Genomic DNA, 25,580 nt, shown 5'->3' on the forward strand with positions numbered 1-25,580 from the left:
ATCAGTTTAAGCAAATTACAGGCAAAAATACTGTTGTAATTTGATACACGGTACAGATGGATAGTCATGATAAGATCCGATCTGATCCTTTAAAATTTGTTACCGGCTATTCTCGCTGTTTAACAAGCTCTACCGCTATAGCGAATGGATTGAACAATCTCATCTTTCAAATTAAACCAGACCTGACATTTCATCTCGATGTTATACCCACCATTTGAGGGGGTAGGCATGGGTGCACCCATCGAAATACTGTGACTAATATTGGGCGTGCCTATCGGAATATTCATATCACGAATAATAGTGTAGCTGAGCGATTCTACTGTTTGAATAGGCTCTTGAGTGGTTCTAAATCTCATTGCACGAAGGTCAAGTTGGCTGCGAACTTGTTCTGCAGTTTGACCTACATATTGTTGTAAAGACTTATTAAGACGATGATGACCACCTGTCGCGCAAGCTGCTAGGACTAAACTGCAAAGTAGGGCTAAATGCTTTAGTTTTATCATTTTTAAAGATATCAATTTAATTTTAATTCAATTGATAGTCGTGAATTTAAAGACTCCTGTCGAATTTATTTTACTGAATAATAAAAAATTAAGGGAATAAAAAAGCCACTTGAAAGTGGCTTTTGCTTTCGCTAAAACTTAGCGCGCACGATAAGTAATACGACCCTTGGTCAAATCATAAGGGGTCATTTCTACTTTAACACTGTCGCCAGTTAAAATACGAATATAATGTTTACGCATTTTACCAGAGATGTGGGCAATCACTTCATGACCGTTTTCTAAACGTACACGGAACATAGTATTAGGAAGCGTCTCGGTGACAACGCCTTCGAACTCGATGAGTTCCTCTTTATTGGCCATAGCCTACCTGAATGAATAAATTGGAAAGGCGCAAATTATAGTCAATTTTTTTGCATAAAACAAGGCACAATGCGGCTTTGCCCGATCATCTGTCAGTTAAATAAGCGAACCGCCGGTTTAAATTTTTTCTACAAAAAAGCGTATTGTTCTGTTGTCAGTTTGGTCAATCACAGTTAATCTAAAATTAATCTTTTTAAGTATAAATAAATAATATATAAGGAAGGTCTTTGCGTGGGTCAGTTAACTGATGCATCGGTTGTTTTGCGATTGGGCTACCAAGCCATTCGTCGTTCAGGTTTGCCAACTGAAGAAATTTTAACCAAAGCTGGTGTGGCCTTAAATCAGGTCGAAACGAATGATCGTACTCCGCTCAGTGCCCAATATGCGTTTTGGGTGGCTGCAGAGGAAGTAAGTAAAGATCCTGACATCGGTTTGCATTTAGGTGAACACCTGCCTTTATATCGCGGCCAGGTGATTGAACATCTGTTTATTTCGAGTGAAAACTTTGGTGAAGGGCTAAAACGGGCCTTGGCCTACCAACGACTGATCAGTGATGCCTTTCATGCCAAACTGATTATTGAAGATGATCGTTGTTATCTCACTAATGGTGAGCAGGGCGCCTGGGCGGACAATTTGGTCAATCGTCATTTTTCTGAATGTGCGATGTCTGGAGTATTGCGCTTCTTTAAATTTATTACTGAAGGCCGTTTTCAGCCCATTTATATCGATTTTAATTTTAACCAAGGTGCTTTTGACGAAGAGTATTTCCGGGTTTACGAATGCCCGGTGAGTTTAGGTCAAAAGGAAACCCGCTTATATTTTGATCCTGCTATTTTGGATTACCAGTTATGGCAAGCTGAACCGGAGCTATTGCAGTTGCATGAACAATTGGCGCTTGAAAAGCTGCAAGAGCTGGCGCGCTATGATTTGGTGGGTGAGGTTCGCCGTGCGATTGGTTCGACGCTAGAAAGTGGTGAAACCACTTTAGAAACTGTTGCGACGCATTTAAATATTACACCGCGCCGTTTACGCACACAGTTGAGTGAAGCCAATACCAGTTTTCAGCAAATTCTGTCCGACTATCGCTGTCGTTTGGCGAAAAAATTACTGGCCAATACTGCTGAAAGTGTAGAACGAATTGTATATCTCACCGGATTTTCTGAGCCGAGTACTTTCTATCGTGCCTTTAAGCGTTGGACCAATGAAACGCCTGTGGAATATCGCAAAAGAAAGCAGCGTTAAGTTTTATAAAAACCCCTTCCTAAGCCCCTCCTGAAGGAGGGGTTTTTTCTCATCCATTTTAAGTGACAGTAAAATTTCCCTTCTTTGAAAGGATAAGAAGCACAGCTTCGCAAAAGGGGATGATTATAGAAGTAAATTATTCCGGCATATTTAACCAATGTGGGCCAAGCGGTGCTTTGGGTAAATCAAATTGTTCTGGATAATCAGCGTGAATAAAATACAAGCCATCGGGTGGGGCTGTGATGCCCGCCGCTTTACGGTCTTCGGCTGCAAAAATTTTGTCAATATGGTCAATTTCATACATCCCCTGACCAATTTCAAGTAGACATCCCATGATGTTGCGCACCATATGATGTAAAAAACCATCTGCCTGAATGTCGAGCACCAAATAACAACCATGACGGATTAAACGGCAATGGCTGACATGACGAACCGGTTGATTCGATTGACAGGAGGAGGCGCGAAAACTTTCGAAATTATGTGTGCCTTCAAATTTCTTTGCAGCCTCAATCATCTTGTCGGCATCAAGCGGATAATATACATGGGTGACTTGTTTATAAAGTAACGCAGGACGCACCGGATTGTTATATACCACATAACGATAACGTCGTGCTTGTGCTTTGAAACGGGCATGGAATGCCATATCCATTTCTTTAATCCATTGTATTGAGATATCTTTAGGGAGTTGGCTGTTTGAGCCCATCAGCCAACCATCAATACTACGGATGGCTTGAGTATCAAAATGCGCCACCATATTGGTAGCATGCACGCCGGCATCGGTACGCCCTGCGCCATGTAACAAGATCGGTTCATTTGCTACTTTGGACAGTACTTTTTCGATGGTTTCCTGTACGCTACGCACGCCGCTTTGCTGAGTTTGCCAACCTCGATACTCAACCCCAGAAAACTCAATACCGACCGCAAAACGCTGCATATTTACCTCTATTTACAATGAATCATGCCAGTGAGCATGCCACTGGTCTACGCTGTCGTATTGTAAATACATTTTCAGTGCTTTTGCATAAAGATCTGCATGTCCCAGACAATCACTGATCAGGATGTTGGCATAGTGTATCCATTCGCTCACGGCATAGCGCTGGTCAATAATACCGAAAGGCACTTGAGTGGTGAGAATAATGGCACAGCCTTGTGCACGTATATCTTGAAGTGTGGCAATGAATTCCTGATTCACTGCCAGATTACCTATACCGAAACCCTGCAAGATCAGAACATGAGGAAGATGTTGCTGTAAGTTTTTTAAGTTTTTAATTTGTTGTTCTATGACTATGGGCTGTGTCATTAAACTTAAGCAGTTAAATGATTGTGCCTTTTCAATATCATGTTCATGTACGACGTAGCTTTGCTGATGGGTAACCAGGTTCTCTTGGGCGTTTAATCCAGCGAATGCATCTAATTCAGTCGTATGTTGTTTCAACGCTGTTTGGGCATGAATAAGCTGGTGATGAAAAGCTAAATATACACCGACGGAACTAGTTGCTACCGCATCAAGGGCAAAATTAAGATTATCGATGGCGTCGGTAAATTCACGGGTATTGGTTCCGCTTATATTGAGTAGTGGGTATTGGCTACCGGTCATGACCACATGTGCAGATTGTCCCAGAAATCGGGCAAGTGTAGCACTGGCATAGCTCAGGGTATCAGTGCCATGTATTACGACAAAATGTTGATAATTTTTAAGTTGTAAATTTTGAATTAACTGAATAAGTTGCAGCCAGTCAGTTGCTGTGCAGGCACTGCTGTCTTTTATACTGGGTGCGACAAAACATTCGATATGAAGATGTAAAGGAAGAACGCGTTGTAATTGGGGAATAAAGTTTTCAGCCGGCATAGGACTCAGTGGCTCGCGAATGCAACCAAATGTTCCCCCCATATAAATTAAAGCTATTTTTTTCATAATAAAAAAGCAGTCAATGATGACTGCTTTATAGTAGATCGAAATACCTTAAGAAGCTATCTGATTACGCAACTGATCCGCTTGTTGGCGTTGTTCAGCCGTATATTCAGCTTCTTGCTCTGCTAATAATTCCCGTGCCGATTCAAACGCACCCAATTGAATATATTGCTGTGCAAGATCTAAATTAAGACTGATTTCATTGACTTCAATCAGTTCAGGAAAGGATTGAGCCAGCGGATCATTTTGATCTGCTTTAGATGCAGATGAGCTGATATTGCTAATATCAAAATTCACACCTGAAACTGGTTCTGCAGGCAGTTGTTCAGTAACTGTTACTGGTTCTAAATTGAAGTCTAAATCTAGACTTGGTTTGGTTTCTTCAACCGCAATTTTTACTTCAGTCGGTGTAACAGTTTCTGTCGCTGAAAAATCAAAATTAAATTCAGGTTTCTCATCAAGCACAGGTTCAGCAGTATTCGCTATTTGCTCTGTTGCTGAGGTATCCAAACTAAAAGAGAAATCTAAAGGTTTGATTTCTTCTGCTAAAGGAATTGCTTCTTGCTTCGGAGTGACTGCTACAGGACTCGGATCTAAAGAAAGTGTACTGAAGTCTAAAGGTTTGATTTCTTCAACAGTAGGGGGTGGTACTTCTGCTTTTTTTGTATCGAGGGCAAAGGTATTGAAATCTAAGGGCTGGATTTCATCCACTGCTTCTGTCTTGGTCAAAAACGAGTCTTGCTGTAATTGATCGAAAGATTGATGAGGTACTGTCGCAGAAGCTGCAGTAGGACTCATCAATGCATCAAAATCAGCAATATTTTTTTGTTCAAGCGGTGCTGTATGAGCAGGTGTTGGAACTGTAGATTCTAATTTGAAATCAATGGTATCTCTAGAACCTTCTGCTTCTTTTTCATACGCGGCTTTTTTAGCGAGCGCTTGTTCTAAAAATTCATCCAGTTCTAATGAACGTAGATGATTAATCAGTTGGCTAATTGCAAACTCATCTTTTTGTAAGATGTGAATATCTAGCAACAGCAAATACAACTCATGCTGAGAATTGTCTTTATTTAAGGCTTGATTAATCTGTGCTTCAGCCGAGAAAAAGTTACGCTCACGGATGAGCGCTTCAATTTTATTGTGGACATCAACAGACAAAGGGGTGGTTTTTTTCTTCTCAACAACAGTACTTGCCACAATTTGAGTTTTTTGCGAGGGCTTTTTTGTTGAGCTTACTTTTTTAGCTTTAGCCTTCGATGCGGATGTTTGCTCTGCCTGTTTATTTGCGTCACGCTTTTTTAATACAACTGCGATCACTAATAATAATATAAACGGAATCACATAAAGCAGCATGTTGTTACCCCTTACAGGATTGAGTTTCTATCAATGAAACTCATCCAAAAAATCAAATTGTATAACACCTTAGTGTGTTGGCTTTTTCTCTACTTGTTGTGCTTCCAATTGTTGTTGCAATTGGGCAAGACGAGTATTTAATAGTTGAATTCTGTGATCCTTATGACGTAATGCAAATTCTAACTGTGTTACGTTTCTCTGTAATTTAACGGTTTTTTCACGCGATGTCATAACTTTTAATGATAACTCGTTCGATGTTTGATTTTTTTCTGTGTTCTTTTTAGCAGAACCGCTGGCTGAATCTTGTTCTTTCTCTGCAACCAGACTCATCTCTGCTTGATTTAGGCGATATTTGGCTTTACCCGATTGGTTGGACGGTGTATTTGCCAAGTTTGCAACACTGACCTTCTTATCTTCTTTTTGACTATTGGTGGTGTTTAAATTCAGTGCCGCGCCGCGCCGTAAACGATTCATATCACCTTGAATAAAAGCATGTTCATTATTCGCTTTGATCTGTTTCATGACCTCACCGACCGGGCGATTTTGCTCAGTTGCCACACGTGTAGCGATTGCCCAAAGAGATTCATTAGATTGCACCACATGTTTAGTGGTTGGTGCAGTAGCTACACTTTCATTTTGTTGTTTGGGTGGTTTAGGAGTAGGTTTAGGCGCTTCCGGTTTGGTTTTTGCAGTCGCTTGTTCTGCAGGTTTATTCGCTAGTTTATTTTCGGCTATTTTTTGAGTGGGGGAGGCTGCATATTTTTTCACTAAGGGGTCTGCAGAAAAAATTGCATTGGATGCCGTTTTGTTAGACGCAAGCGGAATGTCTTTGATCTCACTCTTTGTCGTAATTTGTTCTGGTATAGGTTTTTTTATTTCGGCTAAAGCAGTTTTATTCGGTTGAGCTGCTGGCATACTCATTGATGAGATGGCCATAGGTGCGGGACTCATGGTATTTAAGCGTGGTGGCGCTGCTTTTTTTACCATTAACGGAGCTTCAAAGGATTGATAAGCGGCTGGTGCTTTTGCAACCTGATATTGAGTGCTTTCAGGCAAGTGCAAGGCAATATCTTTTTCACTAACAATCGTGATAGGCGTTAAAGGTTTTTCATTGTTTGGAATACGGGCCTGAGTATTTGTGTTACCACGTGGTAGCGGTGTTTTAATATGTTTTAGATGCGTCCTATTGCCTTCTTGAATTTTAATAATAATATTCAGTTCTGCTTCAGTCAGTGGACGGGAAGAGGTAACAGTAATCACGCCATTACCAGAGCTATCACGACGGGTAAAAAAATTAAGATGTCCAGGTGGTTGATGGACTACGCCTAAAGTGGTGATATCTGATGCACTGGCTAAGCTGGCCTGTATTTGCGCATTAGCATCCGCCTGGCGGAAATTCATTTCTGCATAGAGTAATTCGCCCGGTGCAGATTGAATGTGAATAGGATCAATAGTAATCGCATGAATATTCTGTGAAGCAATAATAGCTAAAATGGCAATCTTTAATTTGTTATATGCAGTCATCTTAATTTTTAGCTCGGTCTTATATCGCATTGCGAAAGTTGTAGATTAACGAGATGTTGAATAATTGTAAAATACTAACATAAAGGATACATAAAAAAGCCGGTCAATTGTGACCGGCTTTTTGTTTTCTTGACTTAAAAAATTAAGAATTTTTATATTCAATAAGGATGCGAAGCATACGGCGTAAAGGTTCTGCAGCACCCCAAAGTAATTGGTCACCTACAGTAAAGGCACCGAGGTATTCTTTACCCATATTCAATTTACGCAAACGACCTACAGGAACAGTTAAGGTACCTGTTACCGCGACAGGAGTCAGATCAGTCATTGACGCTTCACGGGTATTTGGCACCACTTTCGCCCATGGGTTAGATTGACGAATCATATCTTCAATTTCATCAAGTGGTACGTCTTTCTTAAGCTTCAAAGTTAAGGCTTGAGAGTGACAACGCATTGCACCAATACGCACACAGTGACCATCAATCGGAACAATTTGTTGATTGCCCAAAATTTTGTTGGTTTCAACTTGCGCTTTCCACTCTTCTTTAGACTGACCATTATCAAGTTGTTTGTCGATATATGGAATCAAAGAACCAGCTAAAGGCACACCAAAGTTGGCAGCAGGGAAGCCTTCACCACGTTGCAAGTCCGCAATTTTAGAGTCGATATCTAGAATTGGGGAACGTGGATCATCTAGCAATTCTTTGGTATTGTTATATAAATAACCCATACCGGTGATCAGTTCACGCATATTTTGCGCCCCTGCACCAGATGCTGCCTGATACGTCATTGCAGTCATCCACTCAACCAAATTGTTTTGGTAAAGTGCGCCCATGCTCATCAACATCAAGGAAACGGTACAGTTACCGCCCACAAATGTTTTAGTCCCATTAACTAAGCCATCTTTAATCACGTTCATGTTTACTGGATCAAGTACAATGATCGCTTCATCATCCATACGCAGGGTAGATGCTGCATCAATCCAGTAACCGTTCCAGTTTTCTGCTTTTAATTTAGGGAAAACGTCCGAAGTATAATCACCACCTTGGCAGGTAATAATGACATCCATTTGCTTCAGACTGTTAATGTCTGATGCATCCATAAGTGCTGGGGCAGTCTTACCACCAAACGCAGGGGCTTCACCACCGGCATTACTGGTAGAAAAATAGAATGGCTCAAAGTGAGCAAAATCATTCTCTTCAACCATACGTTGCATGAGGACAGAACCAACCATCCCGCGCCAACCGACCAGACCTACTTTCATGTCATTTTGCCTCGGTGCGTAAAAAAATAAAAAGGGGGCTTGAGTGTATCAAAAGAGACCACAACTGCAAGTGCTACATAATCAAAACATCAATATTATTGAGGAGAATATCTTGTTTATGTTACATACAAAATTGATAAACTTTTTTAAATCTAAATAAATTAAAAACATACACAAGAGTAAATGGCTATGGTTTGGGTGGAAATAATCGCAGTCATTGTGGTTTGGCTGACTTTCTGGTCGCTGATCCCGCGTGATGAATGGTGGATTCGAGGGGCGGATTTTCCACGCTTGCAAATTTTGGTTTTGGGACTGATCGCTTTTGTCTTATTGGTGGTCTGGGATCAGCCGTGGGATCTATGGCGTGAAATTATCTTTATTGCCTTGATTGCGGCACTCGCATATCAACTGAAAATGGTACTGCCTTATACTTTTATTTGGAAAAAACAGGTCAAAAAAGTCCATAAGAATCAGCTCATCCCCGATAAGCAGATCTCTTTGATTGTTTGTAATGTATTGACTCCAAATCATAAATATCATTTGTTGATAGAGCAGATTCAAAAACATCAACCTGATGTGATATTGACATTAGAATCGGATCAGATCTGGCAAAATGCGCTTTCAGTGATTGAAAAAGATTATCCATACCGTGTGCCGGTACCGTTGGATAATTTATATGGCATGCATCTGTATAGTCGTCTTGAGTTGAAAGATACCGAAGTGAAATTCATTTTAAGTGATGAGATTCCTTCCATTCATACCACTATAATTTTACGCTCAGGCCAACCTGTACAACTCTATTGCTTGCACCCTAAACCGCCAAGCCCAACTGAAGCCAAAGATTCCACCCTGCGTGATGCGGAGCTTTTATTGGTGGGTGATCAAATTAAAGATTTGGATGAAAGCTGTATTGTGATGGGGGATTTGAATGACGTGGCTTGGTCAAGAACCACACGCTTATTTCAGCGGATTAGTGGACTGCTTGACCCACGTGTAGGGCGGCATTATATCAATACCTTCCATGCAGATTATCCGTTGTTACGCTGGTCACTGGATCATATATTTCATAGTACCGATTTTTCTCTGGTTCATATGGAACGATTGCCGCATATCGGTTCTGATCATTTTCCGGTATATGTGGTGCTACAAACTGGTCGTGTTTTCGAACAGGTTCAGGACGAGCTGGAACAAACTGATGCCGATGAACAAGAAGCTCAAGAGGCGATTCAGGAAGGTATTCAAAAAGCAGAAAAAGAAGAAAAATTAGTCACTGATGAAATTGCACAGGACTATAAAAATGGTGCGAAAGTACCTTAAGACAATTAGAGGAAAAGTGTACGAAATGGCTTACAAGGATAGAGGTTAATTGCGAATAGTTCTTTTTTCCATTTCCACTTAATCTAGACTCATCAGCCAAGGAGCTGGGAATGGAAAATCCCATTATGGAAGACGGTATAGGCTGATAGTGAGTCATCATGGATATGATGCAGCAATGGATAGCAACACTATAATAAAAATATGATTTGGAAAGCACAACCTTATATACCCGAGTTTTGCAGGATGCAGAACTCGGGTTCTACTTTTATAGCGGGTCTTAAAAATGGAAATTCAGCTACGGATTTATCCCAATTCCAAGCATTTAAAATATATCTTTAACTTTACTGATTTAACATGTGATGCTGTACATCTCTATAACTGTGCTATGACTTTTAAAATATCCACACATGATCAGGTTGCTGAAGCAGAAGTCTTAAAAATTTATCCAGTAAATCATTGGTCATGAGCGCAAAAGTCAGTTCAGCTGATGGCAGCATTACATCATTCGTATAGTCTGGTTACAGCCAGACGAGATGGAGTACTTATTCGTCTGGGAAATATAATCTCTGATGGACATCGAGTGGTGTATTTCCGCATTTATTGGTATCTCCCAATTTTCCTTTTATCTTTAACAAAGAGATTAAAAGCAGCTGGGAGAAAGAAACTTGGGTTTATTTCAAAACCTGTTTATACAAAGCAATGGTTTGATCACACATCTCTTTTAGACTAAACATTTCAACAGGTTTTACTGCTTGAGGCTGATCAATATGTTGCTTGACTGCATTTAATAGTGCAGATTGATCATCAACATCAATTAAACCTTGCGGATAAATCTTCGATAAAATCTCTGCGACACCGCCACGATTCCAGCCAATTACGGGTGTTCCCACCGATAATGCTTCTAATGCCGTACGGCCAAATGTTTCGGCCTGATTGGACAGCGAAAGCACCACATCGCTGAATGCTAGCCACTCTCGAATGTCAGAACGATGTCCAACAAAAGTGATTTTTTCTCTTAGATCCTGGGCTTGAATGCTGTTTTCTAATTCTTCCAAATAAGCCTGTTTTTTCGCATCTGCGCCACCCACCACTACAGCATGTACATGAGGGTACTGCTGCACGAGCTTGCCCATCAAATCAATCAAGGTTTCATGACCTTTTAAGCGAGTAATCCGTCCAGGAAGACAAACTAAAAACTTATTTTCCAGTTGAGGGAAATCTTTAAAGGTTTGATTAATCCATTGTGCAGAAGGTTGATAGCCGTGAGGAAACTCTTGCGGTGAAATACCGCGATAAATGCGCACAATATTTTCAGGCGGACAGTTTTTATAATGCTCGGTAATGTATTGCACCACGCTGTCCGAGACAGCAATGACTTTTTCAGCTTGCGTCATAATGGCACTATAACGATTGGTTGAATAAAAACCATGTACCGTTGAAATGAGATGTGGGCGTTTATCTGCCGGGATGCCTTTTAATGCAAAATGAGTTAGCCATGCAGGGACACGTGAACGAACATGTACGATGTCTGGTTGATGTTGCTCAATCAGTTTACGCAAAGGGCGTATTTGCCAAAGACTGGATAATGATTTTTTATGAATGGCTAAACTGAGATGCTGTGAACCTTCTGCTTCAAGTTGTGCGACCAAACGTCCACCATTTGAAACCACCAAAGATTCGTGACCATCTGCAATAAGCGCACGTGCAATTTCTAGTGTGCCACGTTCAACACCACCACTGTTCAATTCAGGAAGAAGCTGCATAATTTTCATCGGTATTATCTTCATTATTTTAAAGGGTGGGGGAATTGATTAATAAATCTCGTCATAGCCTTCAGGGCGAGTTTTAAAGCGGCGGTGAAACCACATATATTGAGTGGGTGCGATACGTAGCTGATTTTCAATAATCTTATTAACACGCGTCGCATCATCAACTTCATCTTCGCTCGGCAGATTTTCTACGGCAGCTTCAATCAGTACTTTATATTGTGGATTAGCAATATCACCAGCCCGATAAAAATACAGTGGAATTGCAGCAGCTTTGGTCATTTTAATCAAACGACGATGTGCGGTCATCGTTGCAGCAGGTGTACCAAAAAAGGGTGCCATCACGCCTTGTTTTAGACCGTAATCTTGGTCGGGACTGTACCAAATGGCACGCCCATTTTTTAAATGACGAATTAAACCACGCATATCATCATGATCAATTTGGTGGGTGTAAATAGTGGCTCGACAGCGGTAGATCAGCATATCCAGCAGTGGATTATTCTGCGGACGGTAAACCACATCTGGTTCAAAATACTGGGCACATAAATAACCACCGGCATCCAATAATGTTGAATGTGTGCCTAGCAATAAAACTCCTTTGCCTTCGGCTTGTGCTTTTTGCAGATGTTCTAAGCCTTCAATAGTGACACGCCCTTTAAACCATTGTGGACAATACCAGGCATTTAAGGTTTCAAAAATCCCAATCATTTGGTCCACAAAAACCTGACGTGCATGCACTTGTACCTGTTCAGGTGTCCATTCAGGAAAACAGACTTCCAGATTACGTACTGTAGTTTTACGGCGAGATTTCAGTTTGTTGAACGCCAGATTGCCAATAAAGGTGGCTAAACGGTGTTGAATGGCCCACGGTAAAATTGCCAGAATCATTAAAAAGATGATTCCAATCCAAATGCCCCAGTATTGAGGCAGCAGGAAAGACCATTGAAACTCGCCCGGTTTGTAGTCTGGCTTTTTACTCATAATGACTGTTTATACCAAAAATTATCTGCAGTTTAACATGAAGTTATTTTTTAAATAAAAAAGCACCTGCAAAATACTTTACAGGTGCTTTTATAACGCGGCTAAATTACTCGCCTTTACTAAGATTGTCTAATTCTTCCCAACGTTCTAATTTTTCAAGCAATTGCTCGTCAATTTCCGTCAGGCGATTAGAAAGTTTCATCGCTTGATCAGCATCTGAAGTAAATAAAGAACCATCGGCAAGTTGTGCATTGATGTGGGCTTGTTCTTTCTCAAGTGCTTCCATTTCAGCGGGTAACTGCTCTAAAGCACGCTGGTCTTTATAGCTGAGTTTTACTTTTTTAGGTGCTGCTGCGGCAGCCGCTGCTTCGGCTTTTGCCAAGGCTTTTTTCACATCACTTTTTTGATCTACAGCAGTTTGATCAGGACGTTGTTCCAGATAATCCTGATAACCGCCGATGTATTCGTCGATATGACCTTTACCATCAAATACCCAAGTTGACGTGACTACATTGTCCATAAATGCACGGTCATGCGAAATTAAAAGTAATGTACCGGTATATCCTCCCAACATTTCTTCTAATAGCTCTAGGGTCACCATATCCAAGTCATTGGTTGGCTCATCCATAACAATTAAATTCGATGGTTTAAGGAGTAGTTTTGCCAGCAGAATCCGGTTACGTTCACCACCCGACAATGCTTTGACTGGCGTACGAGCACGTTCAGGAGAGAACAGGAAATCCTGAAGATAACTGTAGATATGACGACGACCGCCGTTAACATCAACAAAGTCCGAACCTTCAGACACGTTGTCTTTAACCGATTTCTCCAGATCAAGTGCATTACGCAATTGATCGAAATAAGCGACTTCAAGCTGGGTACCGGTTTTTACTGTGCCGCCATGCTCAAGCTCACCCAAAATGGCTTTGATTAAGGTGGTTTTACCGACACCGTTATCACCGACCAACCCAATACGATCACCCCGAAGTACCAAAGCAGAGAAATCTTTGATGATCAGTTCCTGATTGCCGAAAGCAACACTTAAGTGTTCAATATCAAAGACAAGCTTACCAGAGCGATTGGCATCTTGCGTTGCCATGCTGACTTTGCCCTGTTGCGAGCGACGCGCTTTTGATTCTTCACGTAAATCTTTCAGCGCACGAACACGACCTTCGTTACGGGTACGGCGGGCTTTAATGCCTTGACGAATCCAGACTTCTTCTTCAGCTAAACGTTTATCGAACAACGCATTTTGCTTTTCTTCCGCTTCCATTTGCTGTGCTTTAAGGTCAAGGTAACGTGTGTAGTTGCCTTCATAGCTGCGCAAAGTACCGCGATCAAGTTCAACAATACGCGTGGCAATGCTGTCGACAAATGAACGGTCATGTGAAATAAATAATAAAGTTAAATTATTCTGATCGAGGAGGAATTTTTCTAACCATTCAATACTTTCAACGTCCAAGTGGTTGGTTGGTTCGTCAAGTAAAAGTACATCCGGTTGGGTCAGCAATGCGCGTGCCAATAGCACACGACGTTTACGACCCCCCGATAAATCGGCTAAATCAGCATCTGGGTCTAACCCCATCTTGCTTAAAATAGAATTTACTTTAGTTTCTAAAGCCCAACCATCTACTTGATCAAGTTTGTGCTGGAGTTCACCCATGCGGTCACAGGCGTCCATATCGCCCAAGACACATGCGTCACTGGCTTCATGATAAGCTCTGAGGACTGTAGCAGCTTCCCCTGCACCATCAGCTACAATATCAGCAACTTTACCGGAATCCATGGGTACATCTTGAGCCAGCATGGAAATGGTGATGCCATTTTGTATAGAAACTTCACCACGATCCGGCAGTAAACTTCCCTCAATGAGTTTAAGTAAAGTAGACTTACCTTCACCGTTACGGCCAATCAAACACACTCGTTCACCGCGTTCCAAATTGAAGTTCGCGCCGTCGAGCAGGGAAGGTCCGCCAAACGCGAGTTGGACATCCCTTAACGTAATATAGGCCATACTGTTTCCTGAAATCCAAAATGAGGACTTAAAATGACTAAACAAAAAAATCTTAATGATCAGGCGTCATTTTCCGCACCCATAGAAGATTTGCAAGTGCGAATTACATTTTTAGATGATTTAGTTGAACAATTAAATGAGCAGGTGTCTCTGCAACATGCCGAAATAGCTGATTTGAAAAAACAAATGCAGTTTTTGTATCAACGCATTGAGTCTTCCGATTTATCCGATGGAATTGCCAATTTTGATCCAATGACCAATCGACCACCGCATTATTGAGTCAATATTTATTGGTCTTTTTGCTGAATTGATTTGACCTTTTTATTCAGGCTCGCTCTAATGCGGGCTCAAAGTCTACTTACTTGTCTATTGAGATTATGTCCAACAAAGTCGTTCTTCTTGATCTTGAAAATAATATGCCGAGCGCTCAATTGCTGCGTAAGATTATTCAACACTACGCTGTAATTTACTTATTTAACTGCCAAGGAAAGTTTGAATACTCACTTGAAGATTTAACCGAGTTTTCAAGTTGGGTCAGTAGTGGACAAGTGGTGATTTTAGAAACCGCAGAAATCGATCAAAAAGAATTTGAATATGCAGTTGTAGTTGGACAATTGATTGCATTGTTAGACCCTGAAACGACGATTGAAGTCATTTCTGCCATGCCAAGCAGTGAAATTCTGCTTGAAATGATGCAATCCTCAGACATGAACTGTCACTGGATTCAAATTCAGCCAGAAAGCTCTTCTTTAAATTCAAAATATAAACTTCCAAGTGTTGAAACGATTAAGCAAAAACCAGAGTTGTTATTGATCAAAAAATATTGTGATGTTTTGGGTAAAATGAAGGGTAAACCTAACTCGATTGAGAAACTTAAAAACTCGATCAGTAATATTTTGCAAATTGAAAGTGATCAGGCTCAGCAGCTGATTGCTTTACTGATCAATCTAAAAATTGTGAAACGTTATGATGAGCAAATTAACTTCCGTAAAAAACTGTTGAAACAATGGGCGGAACTTAATTTAGAGCAAGCAATGCCTTTAGAAACAGCAGACAACATTTCCCCAATTTTTGCTCAACTACAAACAGAACTTCCTGTAGATGAAGAGCCGAAGCAGTCAAATCCCATTCATCAGGCACAAAAAGATTTATTTAAAAACTTCTCTAAAATTGATCCGGTGCAGGTCATTGTTGCGCGTAAATTGCGTGAATTAAAATCGGATAAACCTAAAGATATTTATGCTTTACGTGATTTGCTGGAGCAAATGTTTCCGAAATCGGATGTCAGATTATTGCTTAAAGAGTTGATTGAAAAGGGATATATCTACTGGAATGGCAGTGAAGTGCTGTATAGTCACGAGATGTTCTTGAATTAATTTCATCGTTGTAACTTGCGTTTTATATTCAGCTTATGCAACTCTAATAAAGGAACAGACAAGGTTGTACTATGGAAAATACCGGTATTTGGGTCATTGGCTTCATTATTGTATTTGTTTTGGGCTCAATTTTGGGTCTTCGCGTTAGTCCGCGAGAAAAAGCATTAGGGATAATGCGTGAGAAGGCACGCAAAATGGGGCTGCACCCACGTTTAGTGGCCGCTCCCGATTGGACCAAAATTCCTATGGCAACAGAAAGCCGTGCCAGTATGGTGGCTTATTACAGCATACTGATTCCAGATGCTCGCCTGCCTTTAATGCGTGCGCGTGTTGAAGATCAAAAGCTAAAAATTGTGCAGGGTGATGATAAGTTTAACGATTTGCCCATTGCATTAAAGGGCATTTATGCTATTGATATGCAGGCAAACTGTGTAGGACTCTATTGGGAAGAAGAATCTGACCTTCGAGCGACACAGTTAGATGACATCAAAACCTATTTACAGTCTTTAGCTGAAATTTAATTTATATACGAAACAAACAGGATTAACGGTTAACTATGGCGAACGCTCCTCGGTCTACATCCAAAAGCACCACAGCAAAATCACCGAGTGCTGCGAAAAAGCGTGCCTTAGTGATTGTGGAGTCGCCTGCAAAAGCGAAAACAATCAATAAATACCTAGGTTCGGATTATATTGTGAAATCATCCGTTGGTCATGTCCGTGATTTACCGACTGGTGGTTCTAAAAGTACAGAAAAAAAACCTGTATCACGTGCCAAACTGACCGATGAGCAAAAAGCTGAAAAAGCCCAATCAGCGTTGGTTAATCGTATGGGCGTCGATCCTGAACATGATTGGAAAGCTCACTATGAAGTGCTTCCGGGTAAGGAACATGTCGTTGCTGAACTGAAAAAGCTGGCATCACAAGTCGATGAAATCTATCTTGCAACGGATATGGACCGTGAAGGGGAAGCCATTGCCTGGCATTTAAAAGAAGTGATTGGTGGCGATGATTCACGTTATCAACGTGTAGTCTTTAACGAAATTACCAAAAATGCGATTCAGGAAGCTTTTAAACAGCCTTCACGTTTAGATATTGATAAGGTCAATGCCCAGCAAGCACGCCGTTTCTTGGACCGTGTGGTGGGCTTTATGATTTCGCCATTGCTGTGGGAAAAAATTGCCCGCGGTTTATCGGCAGGTCGTGTGCAATCAGTTGCCGTAAAACTGGTGGTGGAACGCGAACGTGAGATTCGCGCTTTTATTCCTGAAGAATACTGGCAAGTGTTTGCAGATACCAAATCTTCAAGCGATGACATTCGTCTGGAAGCAGTGAAACAAGGCGGAAAAACCTTAAAACTGCAAAATAAGGCACAAACGGATGCTTTATTAAAAGTCTTGAATAATGCCGAATATAAAGTGTCGACGCGTGAAGATAAGCCGACCAAGGTTAATCCAAGCGCACCTTATATCACCTCGACCTTGCAACAGGCAGCAAGCACACGTTTAGGTTTCTCTGTGAAGAAAACCATGACGATGGCGCAGCGTCTATATGAAGCAGGTTTTATTACCTATATGCGTACTGACTCAACCTTCTTAAGTGATGATGCAGTCAATATGGTTCGTAATCACATTGAACTTGAGTTCGGAGAAAAGTACTTACCTGCCAAGCCCAACCGTTATGGTAATAAAGCAGGCGCGCAAGAAGCCCATGAAGCAATTCGTCCTTCAAATGTGGCCCTGAAAGGTGATCAGTTGGTCGGTGTCGATCGTGATGCACAGCGCTTGTATGATCTGATCTGGCGTCAGTTTGTTGCCTGTCAGATGACATCGGCAGAATACCTGTCTTCAACCATTTTAGTTGATGCCAATGGGGTGGAACTTAAAGCCAAAGGTCGTACTTTAGTTTTTGACGGTTTTACCAAAGTCCGCGGTGCCAACAAAGCCGATGATGATATTTTGTTACCGGCAGTTAAAGTGGGGGAAATTCTCCAACTTGAGAAGCTTGATCCCTCTCAACATTTCACTAAGCCACCGGCTCGTTTTACCGAAGCTTCATTGGTTAAAGAACTAGAGAAAAAAGGCATCGGTCGTCCATCAACTTATGCAGCAATTATTTCAACCATTCAAGATCGTGGTTATGTAAAGCTCGACAATCGTCGTCTATATGCTGAGAAGATGGGTGAAATCGTGACGGATCGTCTCGATGAAAACTTTAACAATCTGATGAATTATGCTTTTACCGCAGATCTTGAAGGTCAGCTCGATAAAGTGGCTGACGGACAGCGCAACTGGAAGGAATTACTGGATAACTTCTACGGTGACTTTAAAAACCGCTTAACCACAGCACAGGGTGAAAACGGCATGCGTCGTAATCAGCCTGTTGAAGTTGAAGCAGTACATTGTCCTGAATGTTCCCGTCCAATGCAGATTCGTACCGGTACCACAGGCGTGTTCTTGGGGTGTTCAGGTTATAACTTGCCGCCAAAAGAGCGTTGCAAGGGAACCTTGAACCTGACTCCGGTTGAGTCACTTGCGGCCTTGTCTGACGATGATACAGCAGAAACAGCTGATCTCATGTCGAAAAAACGTTGCCCAATTTGTGAAACGGCAATGGACAGTTATGTGATTGATGGCGGGCGCAAACTGCATGTCTGTGGTAATAATCCAGATTGTGCCGGTTTTGAGCTTGAAGAAGGCGAGTTCAAGATTAAAGGATACGATGGTCCAACCATTCCATGTGACAAATGTGATGGTGAAATGCAACTTAAGACCGGTCGTTTTGGACCTTACTTTGCATGTACCAGCTGTGACAATACGCGTAAAGTATTAAAGAGTGGCCAGCCTGCACCTCCGCGTGTCGATCCAATCCGAATGGAACATTTACGTTCAACCAAACACGATGACTTCTTTGTCCTTCGTGATGGTGCAGCAGGCTTATTCCTGGCAGCCAGTAAATTCCCGAAAGTTCGTGAAACGCGTGCACCGAAAGTCGCTGAACTACGTTCTGTGGCTGAACAGCTTGACCCGAAATACCAGTTTATTTTACAAGCACCAGATACAGACCCTGAAGGTAATCCAGCATTGGTGAAATTCAGTCGTAAGAATCAAGTACAATATATTGGTTCTGAAAATGCTGAAGGCAAACAAACCAAGTGGAGCCTTGTTTACCAAGATGGAAAATGGGTTGAAGCCTAATTTTAAGAAGTGAAAATAAGAAGTAAAAAAATGCTGACGAAAGTCGGCATTTTTTATTTGTTGATATTACGTAGTTCAGCGGAGTCTTTTCGGCATTCAATTTAATGCTTGGAGCCCATCTGTTACTTTCGTTTCGCCCAAATGAGAAGCCTCAAAATATATTTTGAGTTCGCAAGAAAGGCATGTGTCATCCGTAAAACTCGTCAGATTCCTTATTTTATCTAAAAATTCGCAGAAACATTATCTATAATAATGCAGTCTGCCTCGGACAGTTGCGGATGACTTTTTGTGTATCCAATTTTTGGATGGATTTTGAAAATGTTATTGCTTAATAATGAGAAAAACTAATGTGGAAAAAAATTCGGGTACTGTGTTTACTCATCATTTTATTCATCGTGGCAGTCAACGCTTACCGTGACCAAAACCAGGATTGGTCTAAACCCATTATTGTCATGCTGCATCCCATCAATGCAGACGGACAGGTTGCTACCCAAAACTATATTCAATCTTTGAATTTGTCTGAGTTAACTGCTGCACAAGAATATCTCAAATATATGTCGGCACAATACCGTGGACAACCTATCTCTCTGTATTTTCAAATGGGACGCGAACTCAAAAAAATGCCTCCAAAAGTACCTGAGCATGCAAATATGCTGGATACTATTCTATGGAGTTTAAAGTTCCGTTTTTATGCCTGGAAACAGCATGAAAGCAAAGATGGCTCACCCAGTGTGACGTTATTTTTAAATTATTATGATCCAAAGCACAGCAAAGAATTAAAGCATTCTACAGCCTTACAAAAAGGCCGGATTGGTTCAGTCAATTTATTTGCCTCTAAAAAACAGTCGCAACAAAATAAAATTGTACTGGTACATGAATTACTCCATGCTTTCGGTGCGAGTGATAAATATGATTTGACTACAGGACAACCGTTGTATCCGGTGGGTTATGCTTATCCAAATCAACAGCCTTTATTTCCCCAAGCCAAAGCAGAGTTAATGGCAGGACATATTCCTGTGTCAAGCGACAAAAGTAAGATGCCGGACACTTTGCAACAGACATTAATCAATGAAATTAGTGCGCTTGAACTGGGTTGGAAAAAATAAAAGCTGTAGATAATGCCTGATTTATCCACAGTTGAGCTTGTTGATGTGGGTAAAAATGTCGCATATTTCTAATAGAAATCAGTTTTAAAAGCTTGAAAAATAAATTTGTTCCTCATCAAAAGACTTGAGAAGAAACATGAAAACAGTAGGAAATGATTTAGTTCGACATCAACTGCATGAAAATCGGAAATGGTATTTAGGTTTGGGCATTCTGCTGATCCTATTCGGAATGGTGTTGCTGGCATCTTTACCGTTTGCAACTTTGTCGGTGGTTTTCCTGTTTGGAATACTGATGATGATTGGCGGCGTTCTACACTTCATTGCAGCATTTAAAATCTTTGATGGAGGATATCGTTGGTTGTGGGCATTGTTCGGCTTGCTTTATTTGGTGGCAGGCTATTATGCATTTACTACGCCAGTAAAAACTGCAATTGTCCTGACCAATCTTTTAGCCATCGTTTTGATTATTGCGGGTGTAATTCGTATCTTTAGTGCTGTGATCTTTAAGACATATCAAGGATGGGGCTGGACACTATTCTCAGGCATTTTAACCTTGGTGACAGGGATTCTCATTTTGATGTCACCTGATGCACCATTCTGGGTATTGGGTTTATTTCTTGCCGTGGATATTTTATTCCAAGGGATTAATTATCTCACTTTAGCTTCTTATATCAAACACGATGTGCCCAAAAGTTCTGCTGATATATAAAGCACAATTTGACAAAAGAGCGCTATATGCGCTCTTTTTTATTGTATAAAAGATTTATTCATTTCATTTTTTGAAGATCATGCCTAAAACTTTTGTTCTCGCTCCCGATTCCTTCAAAGAAAGCATGACTGCTGAACAAGCTTGTCAGGCAATGCAACGTGGTATTGAAAAGGTATGTCCAGATGCAATTTGCATTTCGGTTCCTATGGCAGATGGGGGTGAAGGGACAGTCGATGCCTTGATTTCAGCTTTAAATGGGCAAAAAATTTTATGTGAAGTGACAGGACCTTTGCCTGCACAGAAAGTAAAAACTTATTTTGGATTGCTGAATGAAGGCAAAACAGCAGTCATTGAGATGGCGAAAGCTAATGGCATTCATCTGATTGAACCTGCTCAGCGTAATTCTTTGCTCACCACCACTTTGGGCACAGGAGAGATGATCAAAGCAGCACTGGATTTAGGCGTTTCTAAAATCATTATCGGTTTGGGCGGGAGTGTTAATAATGATGCCGGTGCAGGTATGGCACAAGCTTTAGGGGTAAAATTTTTAGATGACAATAATATTCAGGTTGCAGTAGGTGGCGGGCAACTTGATCAAATCAGAATAATTGATACTGCAAGTTTGGATAAGCGTTTAAAAAAAGTAGAAATCATGATTGCCAGTGATGTGAATAATCCTTTATGTGGAGTAAATGGCGCATCGTATATTTTTGGGCCACAGAAAGGGGCCACGCCTCAAATGGTACAACAGCTTGATCAAAATCTTTCACATTTTGCCGAGGTGGTTGAATCAGCTTTAAAACTCAGCAAACAAAATATCCCAGGTGCAGGTGCTGCGGGGGGATTAGGTTTTGGTTTAATGGCATTTGCAGGTGCAAGTATTCATTCAGGTGTCGAAATTGTCATTGAACAAACTCAGTTGGCAGAGAAAATTGCTCAGGCAGAGTATGTATTTACCGGTGAGGGTAAAATTGATTTTCAGACTAAGTTTGGCAAAACGCCGTTTGGTGTGGCGCAGGTCGCGAAGAGACTCAATAAGCCTGTGATTGCTTTTTCGGGTCTAGTTGGCGATGGTATAGATGAATTATATGACTTGGGCTTTAGTCAAATTATAGGGATTAATCCACCTAATTTTGATTTAGAAGATGCAATGCAAAATGCAGAAAGACATTTAGAGGATGCGGTAGTTGAGGTTCTAAGCAACTTCTTGGAAAAAGATTCTTAATTTTTTTATGAGGTTCATATTAAATAATAAACTGGATAATAATCTACATATATTCACGGCCTCGAATGAATAGCTTTAGCATCAGTTTTGGGGTAGGCACATTTACTTTTCATGGATGAAAAGTAACAAAAATCCTTTGTTGGATTGAGGGTACTTCCCTATACCCCAATCCAACTGACGGCATCCATGCCGTCCTAGTCGTGAATTTAGATGAGTCGTGATAGCAACAAAGCGGTTCTGCATTGCGCTGAAAATATATCGTCATGTTTGCTCATCAAGTTTTCTATGGAGAGCTCTGTTAAACTATTCGTCTACCGAACACGATGAGACACCATGAGTTTAGCCACCCTGATTGATGAATTAAACCCTCAACAAAAGCAAGCTGCAACCACCGAATCTAAGCACAGTTTGGTACTTGCAGGCGCAGGCTGTGGCAAGACCAAAACCATTGTGGCGCGTGCAGCTTATCTGATTGATCAAGGTGTGCCTGCCAATCAAATCCAGATTCTGACCTTTACCCGTCGTTCAGCCAGTGAAATTGTGGCACGTGTAGAACTGGCTTTAGGTGAACAGGCCAAAGGGCTTCGAGCATCAACCTTTCATACCTTCTGTATGTACTTGCTGCGCCGCATTCCGAAAGCGTTTGGCTTGGAACAATTCTCGATTATCGACCGTGATGATCAGTTAATGATGTTTCGCCTGATTCGGGGCAAAGATGATAAGAAAAATCCAAATGCCCTGCCAAAGCCGAAAGAATTATGTGACCTCTATTCTTTTGCACGAAATACGCGGCAAAAATTAAGTCTGGCGCTAGAAAAGCAAATGCCAGAATTTCTGGAATATAAAGATCAAATTGCTGAAATCATGAAAGAGTATGAAGCCCGAAAACAGGCACGTAGCTTTCTGGATTATGACGATATCTTGGCCGTGGTGGCTTCAGCTCTGACACAATCAGAAGGCTTGGTGGATTATGTTTCATCGATCTGTCAGCACATGCTGGTGGATGAAATGCAGGATACCAATCCTTTGCAATGGGCTTTACTTGACCCCCTCAAAGATAAAACCCGCCTGTTCTGTGTCGGTGATGATGCACAATCCATTTATGGTTTCCGCGGTGCGGACTTTGAAAATATTCATCATTTTAAAGAGCGTGTGTCCGATGCACAGATTTTTAAACTGGAAAAAAATTACCGTTCTACGCAAGAAATTCTAGATCTATCCAACTGGTTGCTCGATCAGAGTCCAATTCAATATGACAAGCATTTGGAGGCTTATCGCGGTGAGGGCATCAAACCGCGCATGCATATTTTCCCGAATGAGTTTGATGAAGCAAAATGGATTGCCATCGACATTAAAGAGCGTCATTTGCTGCAAGGTTCGGCATGGCATGAACACATGGTGCTGGTTCGTTCAAGTTTTGCCGCGCGCCATATTGAAGCGGCTTTTATTCAGGCCAATGTACCTTACCGTTTTATTGGCGGTATGAAATTGCTCGAGACTGCGCATGTAAAAGATTTGCTGAGCCTATTGCGTGTGATTGCCAATCCTTTGGATGATATTGCCTGGATGCGCTTCCTGACGCTGTGGAATGGTGTGGGTGATGTCGGGGCAAGTAAACTGGCTCAACAGTTATTGCTTGAGTCTGAGACCGACCGTATTTTTGAAAAGTTAGAACAATTTGGCCGTATTCCAGACAATACTTTGCTGATCATGAAACAAATGCTGGTGTTGAAAGATCATGTGCAGGCTTGTGTATCGCTGGGTATTGAAGCGTTAAAAGATCAGCTTGAAGAAAATTACGCTAAAAAAGACTGGTCAAAACGTTTAGGCGATTTTGATTTAGTAAAGCAACTCGCCTCTAAACACGATCAACTGAGTGAGTTTTTGGAGGAATATGTGCTCGATCCCGTGTCGATCAGTGAAATTGAGCGTCAGTCACAGGATGATGTGGTCACACTTATCACCATCCATTCTGCTAAAGGGACAGAGCAGAAAGTCTGTTATGTAGCGAATGTCTCTGCAGGACAGTATCCGCATGCAAGGGCACAGGGTAATTTCGATGACGTCGAAGAAGAACGCCGTGTGTTGTATGTGGCCTTAACCCGAGCCAAAAATGAATTGATTTTAACCAAGCAGAATCTGAATTTATGGGCGCGTGATCAGGTCGATGATCAAGGGCGTAAGATTGAAAGCTATTTTCTGAATGAATTAAGCCGAAATTTGTGTATTAGCGAAACCCATTACAAACAACGCCAGCAAACCGTAAAAAGTGCTTTAATTGAACGACAGTCGATTAATTTAGATTTTGGCATTGATCTCGATTAAACTATCACAATTGCGTCATTCTGTTTTTTATTGCGAAGTTCAAAAAGTCGAGTAGGCGAGTGCTTTTTGATGATTTTGCCTATTTTAAGGTTGTAAGATGAAAATTTTAGTTCGTAGTTTAGAACGTACAGTAACAGAAGCTGAATTATTGAAGCTATTTCAAGATTTTGGCACAGTTGAGTCATGCAAGTTGGTGCTTGATGCGACGACAGGTAAATCGAAAGGTTTCGCTTTTATTGACATGCCACATGCTCGTGAGGCGATCAAAGCAATTAAGGGCTTAAATACCCTTCGTTTGCACGGACATGGTATTCGTGTAAAACAGGCTGAAGATAAGCCTGAAGCGGCAAGTAAAGCTGAAGATAAATAATTAAAGGAGCGAAAGCTCCTTTTTTATAAATAAAAGAAATGTAAGGGATCAGGCATAATTTTTATTGTGAATTGACTAAAATAAAGTTTAAGCTTAAGCATGTAACAAACGCCAAAATTTAGGAATATCGCTATGTCCCGTGTTGCTCGTTTCCATGCTGATCGTACCAATCAAAAACTGTATTTTGCACGACTTTCATGTCAGCAAGCTGAGCAAACCGATCATATTCAACAGGTACAGGCACATCGTGAAGCTGCTGTATTCCATTTACATGGTGCAGTCTTGGCATTTTTACAGGAATTAGTACGTTACTATCGCTTAAATGACTTTATGCCGACACTCAAGTCGATTGAAGACGGCATGGCAGAAAAGGGGCAAGTGTCTCCTGAAGTAAACGTGATGCAGCAATTGGCAAAACAAGGTTTTATTGCAGAATTGAAGCGTGCTTATCGTATGTGCCAGTATGCGCCAGAACCGAGTGCGCCAGAACCTGAGAGTGAGACATCTTCAAATCTAATTATTAAAGTGACGCAAACGCCTCAGGCCTGGCTGCCAGACACCAAAATTATACGTGAATGGCATCGTGATTTAACTCAGCTGATTGACGGCTTTCGTAATGAGATGGTTGAGTTTTAATCTTTTTTATCTGCTCTTGAAGTTTTTAGCATCGACCCGATATAAATAGTCTATGTAATGCAAAGTGCAAACGCCTTTGCCACCATGTTGAACATGGAGGAACTATGTCTATAGAACAATTGAAAGAATTATTTGGTAATCAAGAAGCTATTTTAGAATTGGTTCAACTTGAAGGTGGTGAGTTGGCATTACGCAATGCAGGCTCTCAAAAAGAACCCTTGGTTAAAATTCAGTTTAATGATGAAGTAAAGTCATTATTAGGTGATCAAATGCCTGAAATTGCACAACATATGGTGCAAGCTGCTTTATTCGCCATGATGGAAAAGCAAGTCAATGAATGGCAGGCAGAAATTGTAGATGAGCAACCGAAGTATTTGAGCTGATCGTTCATCGAAGCAAGCTAA

The 25,580-nt window shown here is 41.1% G+C and carries 23 protein-coding genes; 13 read left to right on the forward strand and 10 right to left on the reverse strand.

Annotated elements, in window-relative coordinates:
• Window positions 1–119: 119 nt before the first annotated feature.
• Together AC3CAU_RS08720 and infA are read right to left on the reverse strand one after the other, a co-directional pair.
• Window positions 120–503: a hypothetical protein gene (locus AC3CAU_RS08720; protein WP_250697853.1), complete on the reverse strand. Its 384-nt coding sequence runs from the start codon at window positions 501–503 to the stop codon at window positions 120–122.
• 138 nt (window positions 504–641) lie between these two features.
• Entirely contained in the window at window positions 642–863 is a 222-nt protein-coding gene (infA, locus tag AC3CAU_RS08725; protein WP_001284370.1) for a translation initiation factor IF-1, read from the reverse strand.
• A gap of 231 nt (window positions 864–1,094) precedes the next feature.
• On the opposite strand from infA, the gene AC3CAU_RS08730 reads away from it, so the two are divergent.
• Entirely contained in the window at window positions 1,095–2,105 is a 1,011-nt protein-coding gene (locus AC3CAU_RS08730) for an AraC family transcriptional regulator (protein WP_131216282.1), read from the forward strand.
• Window positions 2,106–2,241: 136 nt separating this feature from the next.
• Here the strand turns inward: AC3CAU_RS08730 and truA are convergent, their stop codons facing one another.
• From truA to asd, 5 genes are all read right to left on the reverse strand, one after another.
• Window positions 2,242–3,039 (reverse strand): tRNA pseudouridine(38-40) synthase TruA, encoded by a 798-nt coding sequence (gene truA, locus AC3CAU_RS08735; RefSeq protein ID WP_447053968.1) that lies wholly within the window; start codon window positions 3,037–3,039, stop codon window positions 2,242–2,244.
• A gap of 12 nt (window positions 3,040–3,051) precedes the next feature.
• Window positions 3,052–4,020, reverse strand: coding sequence for an asparaginase (locus AC3CAU_RS08740; protein WP_447053969.1), 969 nt, complete (start codon window positions 4,018–4,020; stop codon window positions 3,052–3,054).
• 48 nt (window positions 4,021–4,068) lie between these two features.
• A complete protein-coding gene (locus AC3CAU_RS08745) occupies window positions 4,069–5,370 on the reverse strand; it encodes a hypothetical protein (protein WP_447053970.1) in 1,302 nt (433 codons plus the stop codon).
• Window positions 5,371–5,439: 69 nt separating this feature from the next.
• Window positions 5,440–6,894 carry a FimV/HubP-related protein gene (locus AC3CAU_RS08750; RefSeq protein WP_447053971.1) on the reverse strand — a complete coding sequence of 485 codons (1,455 nt, stop codon included), beginning with the start codon at window positions 6,892–6,894 and terminating at the stop codon, window positions 5,440–5,442.
• A gap of 142 nt (window positions 6,895–7,036) precedes the next feature.
• Window positions 7,037–8,155, reverse strand: coding sequence for an aspartate-semialdehyde dehydrogenase (gene asd / locus AC3CAU_RS08755; RefSeq protein ID WP_131216277.1), 1,119 nt, complete (start codon window positions 8,153–8,155; stop codon window positions 7,037–7,039).
• Window positions 8,156–8,344: 189 nt separating this feature from the next.
• On the opposite strand from asd, the gene AC3CAU_RS08760 reads away from it, so the two are divergent.
• Window positions 8,345–9,472: an endonuclease/exonuclease/phosphatase family protein gene (locus tag AC3CAU_RS08760; RefSeq protein ID WP_447054360.1), complete on the forward strand. Its 1,128-nt coding sequence runs from the start codon at window positions 8,345–8,347 to the stop codon at window positions 9,470–9,472.
• A gap of 671 nt (window positions 9,473–10,143) precedes the next feature.
• On the opposite strand, the gene AC3CAU_RS08765 is transcribed toward AC3CAU_RS08760, so the two are convergent.
• From AC3CAU_RS08765 to AC3CAU_RS08775, 3 genes are all read right to left on the reverse strand, one after another.
• Window positions 10,144–11,244 carry a glycosyltransferase family 4 protein gene (locus AC3CAU_RS08765; RefSeq protein ID WP_131216276.1) on the reverse strand — a complete coding sequence of 367 codons (1,101 nt, stop codon included), beginning with the start codon at window positions 11,242–11,244 and terminating at the stop codon, window positions 10,144–10,146.
• Window positions 11,245–11,283: 39 nt separating this feature from the next.
• A complete protein-coding gene (gene lpxL, locus AC3CAU_RS08770; protein ID WP_447053972.1) occupies window positions 11,284–12,219 on the reverse strand; it encodes an LpxL/LpxP family Kdo(2)-lipid IV(A) lauroyl/palmitoleoyl acyltransferase in 936 nt (311 codons plus the stop codon).
• A gap of 106 nt (window positions 12,220–12,325) precedes the next feature.
• Window positions 12,326–14,233, reverse strand: coding sequence for an ATP-binding cassette domain-containing protein (locus tag AC3CAU_RS08775; RefSeq protein ID WP_131216274.1), 1,908 nt, complete (start codon window positions 14,231–14,233; stop codon window positions 12,326–12,328).
• A gap of 33 nt (window positions 14,234–14,266) precedes the next feature.
• On the opposite strand from AC3CAU_RS08775, the gene AC3CAU_RS08780 reads away from it, so the two are divergent.
• From AC3CAU_RS08780 to AC3CAU_RS08830, 11 genes are all read left to right on the forward strand, one after another.
• Window positions 14,267–14,512, forward strand: coding sequence for a SlyX family protein (locus AC3CAU_RS08780; protein ID WP_131216273.1), 246 nt, complete (start codon window positions 14,267–14,269; stop codon window positions 14,510–14,512).
• 98 nt (window positions 14,513–14,610) lie between these two features.
• A complete protein-coding gene (locus tag AC3CAU_RS08785; protein WP_131216371.1) occupies window positions 14,611–15,609 on the forward strand; it encodes a hypothetical protein in 999 nt (332 codons plus the stop codon).
• 71 nt (window positions 15,610–15,680) lie between these two features.
• Window positions 15,681–16,130: an ammonium transporter gene (locus AC3CAU_RS08790; RefSeq protein ID WP_131216272.1), complete on the forward strand. Its 450-nt coding sequence runs from the start codon at window positions 15,681–15,683 to the stop codon at window positions 16,128–16,130.
• 35 nt (window positions 16,131–16,165) lie between these two features.
• On the forward strand, window positions 16,166–18,805 hold the full coding sequence (gene topA / locus AC3CAU_RS08795) for a type I DNA topoisomerase (RefSeq protein ID WP_424621882.1): 2,640 nt from the start codon (window positions 16,166–16,168) through the stop codon (window positions 18,803–18,805).
• 347 nt (window positions 18,806–19,152) lie between these two features.
• Complete coding sequence (locus tag AC3CAU_RS08800) at window positions 19,153–19,911, forward strand: hypothetical protein (RefSeq protein ID WP_447053973.1); 759 nt, start codon at window positions 19,153–19,155, stop codon at window positions 19,909–19,911.
• Between the two features lie 136 nt (window positions 19,912–20,047).
• Window positions 20,048–20,620, forward strand: coding sequence for an HdeD family acid-resistance protein (locus tag AC3CAU_RS08805; protein ID WP_447053974.1), 573 nt, complete (start codon window positions 20,048–20,050; stop codon window positions 20,618–20,620).
• A gap of 79 nt (window positions 20,621–20,699) precedes the next feature.
• Entirely contained in the window at window positions 20,700–21,845 is a 1,146-nt protein-coding gene (locus tag AC3CAU_RS08810; RefSeq protein WP_447053975.1) for a glycerate kinase family protein, read from the forward strand.
• Between the two features lie 333 nt (window positions 21,846–22,178).
• Entirely contained in the window at window positions 22,179–24,170 is a 1,992-nt protein-coding gene (locus AC3CAU_RS08815; RefSeq protein WP_447053976.1) for an ATP-dependent helicase, read from the forward strand.
• 97 nt (window positions 24,171–24,267) lie between these two features.
• Complete coding sequence (locus tag AC3CAU_RS08820; protein ID WP_447053977.1) at window positions 24,268–24,540, forward strand: RNA recognition motif domain-containing protein; 273 nt, start codon at window positions 24,268–24,270, stop codon at window positions 24,538–24,540.
• Window positions 24,541–24,672: 132 nt separating this feature from the next.
• Window positions 24,673–25,176 (forward strand): DUF6586 family protein, encoded by a 504-nt coding sequence (locus AC3CAU_RS08825; RefSeq protein WP_131216264.1) that lies wholly within the window; start codon window positions 24,673–24,675, stop codon window positions 25,174–25,176.
• Window positions 25,177–25,280: 104 nt separating this feature from the next.
• The gene (locus tag AC3CAU_RS08830; RefSeq protein ID WP_131216263.1) at window positions 25,281–25,559 is read left to right on the forward strand and encodes a hypothetical protein; all 279 of its coding nucleotides are present in this window, start codon (window positions 25,281–25,283) and stop codon (window positions 25,557–25,559) included.
• Window positions 25,560–25,580: the final 21 nt, after the last annotated feature.

The sequence above is a fragment of the Acinetobacter sp. GG23 genome, assembly GCF_057766365.1.

Coding starts and splice junctions, on each gene's coding strand:
- AC3CAU_RS08720 (WP_250697853.1), bottom strand. CDS start 503: ATGATAAAACTAAAGCATTTAGCCCTACTTTGCAGTTTAGTCCTAGCA.
- infA (WP_001284370.1), bottom strand. CDS start 863: ATGGCCAATAAAGAGGAACTCATCGAGTTCGAAGGCGTTGTCACCGAG.
- truA (WP_447053968.1), bottom strand. CDS start 3,039: ATGCAGCGTTTTGCGGTCGGTATTGAGTTTTCTGGGGTTGAGTATCGA.
- AC3CAU_RS08740 (WP_447053969.1), bottom strand. CDS start 4,020: ATGAAAAAAATAGCTTTAATTTATATGGGGGGAACATTTGGTTGCATT.
- AC3CAU_RS08745 (WP_447053970.1), bottom strand. CDS start 5,370: ATGCTGCTTTATGTGATTCCGTTTATATTATTATTAGTGATCGCAGTT.
- AC3CAU_RS08750 (WP_447053971.1), bottom strand. CDS start 6,894: ATGACTGCATATAACAAATTAAAGATTGCCATTTTAGCTATTATTGCT.
- asd (WP_131216277.1), bottom strand. CDS start 8,155: ATGAAAGTAGGTCTGGTCGGTTGGCGCGGGATGGTTGGTTCTGTCCTC.
- AC3CAU_RS08760 (WP_447054360.1), top strand. CDS start 8,345: ATGGTTTGGGTGGAAATAATCGCAGTCATTGTGGTTTGGCTGACTTTC.
- AC3CAU_RS08765 (WP_131216276.1), bottom strand. CDS start 11,244: ATGAAAATTATGCAGCTTCTTCCTGAATTGAACAGTGGTGGTGTTGAA.
- lpxL (WP_447053972.1), bottom strand. CDS start 12,219: ATGAGTAAAAAGCCAGACTACAAACCGGGCGAGTTTCAATGGTCTTTC.
- AC3CAU_RS08775 (WP_131216274.1), bottom strand. CDS start 14,233: ATGGCCTATATTACGTTAAGGGATGTCCAACTCGCGTTTGGCGGACCT.
- AC3CAU_RS08780 (WP_131216273.1), top strand. CDS start 14,267: ATGACTAAACAAAAAAATCTTAATGATCAGGCGTCATTTTCCGCACCC.
- AC3CAU_RS08785 (WP_131216371.1), top strand. CDS start 14,611: ATGTCCAACAAAGTCGTTCTTCTTGATCTTGAAAATAATATGCCGAGC.
- AC3CAU_RS08790 (WP_131216272.1), top strand. CDS start 15,681: ATGGAAAATACCGGTATTTGGGTCATTGGCTTCATTATTGTATTTGTT.
- topA (WP_424621882.1), top strand. CDS start 16,166: ATGGCGAACGCTCCTCGGTCTACATCCAAAAGCACCACAGCAAAATCA.
- AC3CAU_RS08800 (WP_447053973.1), top strand. CDS start 19,153: ATGTGGAAAAAAATTCGGGTACTGTGTTTACTCATCATTTTATTCATC.
- AC3CAU_RS08805 (WP_447053974.1), top strand. CDS start 20,048: ATGAAAACAGTAGGAAATGATTTAGTTCGACATCAACTGCATGAAAAT.
- AC3CAU_RS08810 (WP_447053975.1), top strand. CDS start 20,700: ATGCCTAAAACTTTTGTTCTCGCTCCCGATTCCTTCAAAGAAAGCATG.
- AC3CAU_RS08815 (WP_447053976.1), top strand. CDS start 22,179: ATGAGTTTAGCCACCCTGATTGATGAATTAAACCCTCAACAAAAGCAA.
- AC3CAU_RS08820 (WP_447053977.1), top strand. CDS start 24,268: ATGAAAATTTTAGTTCGTAGTTTAGAACGTACAGTAACAGAAGCTGAA.
- AC3CAU_RS08825 (WP_131216264.1), top strand. CDS start 24,673: ATGTCCCGTGTTGCTCGTTTCCATGCTGATCGTACCAATCAAAAACTG.
- AC3CAU_RS08830 (WP_131216263.1), top strand. CDS start 25,281: ATGTCTATAGAACAATTGAAAGAATTATTTGGTAATCAAGAAGCTATT.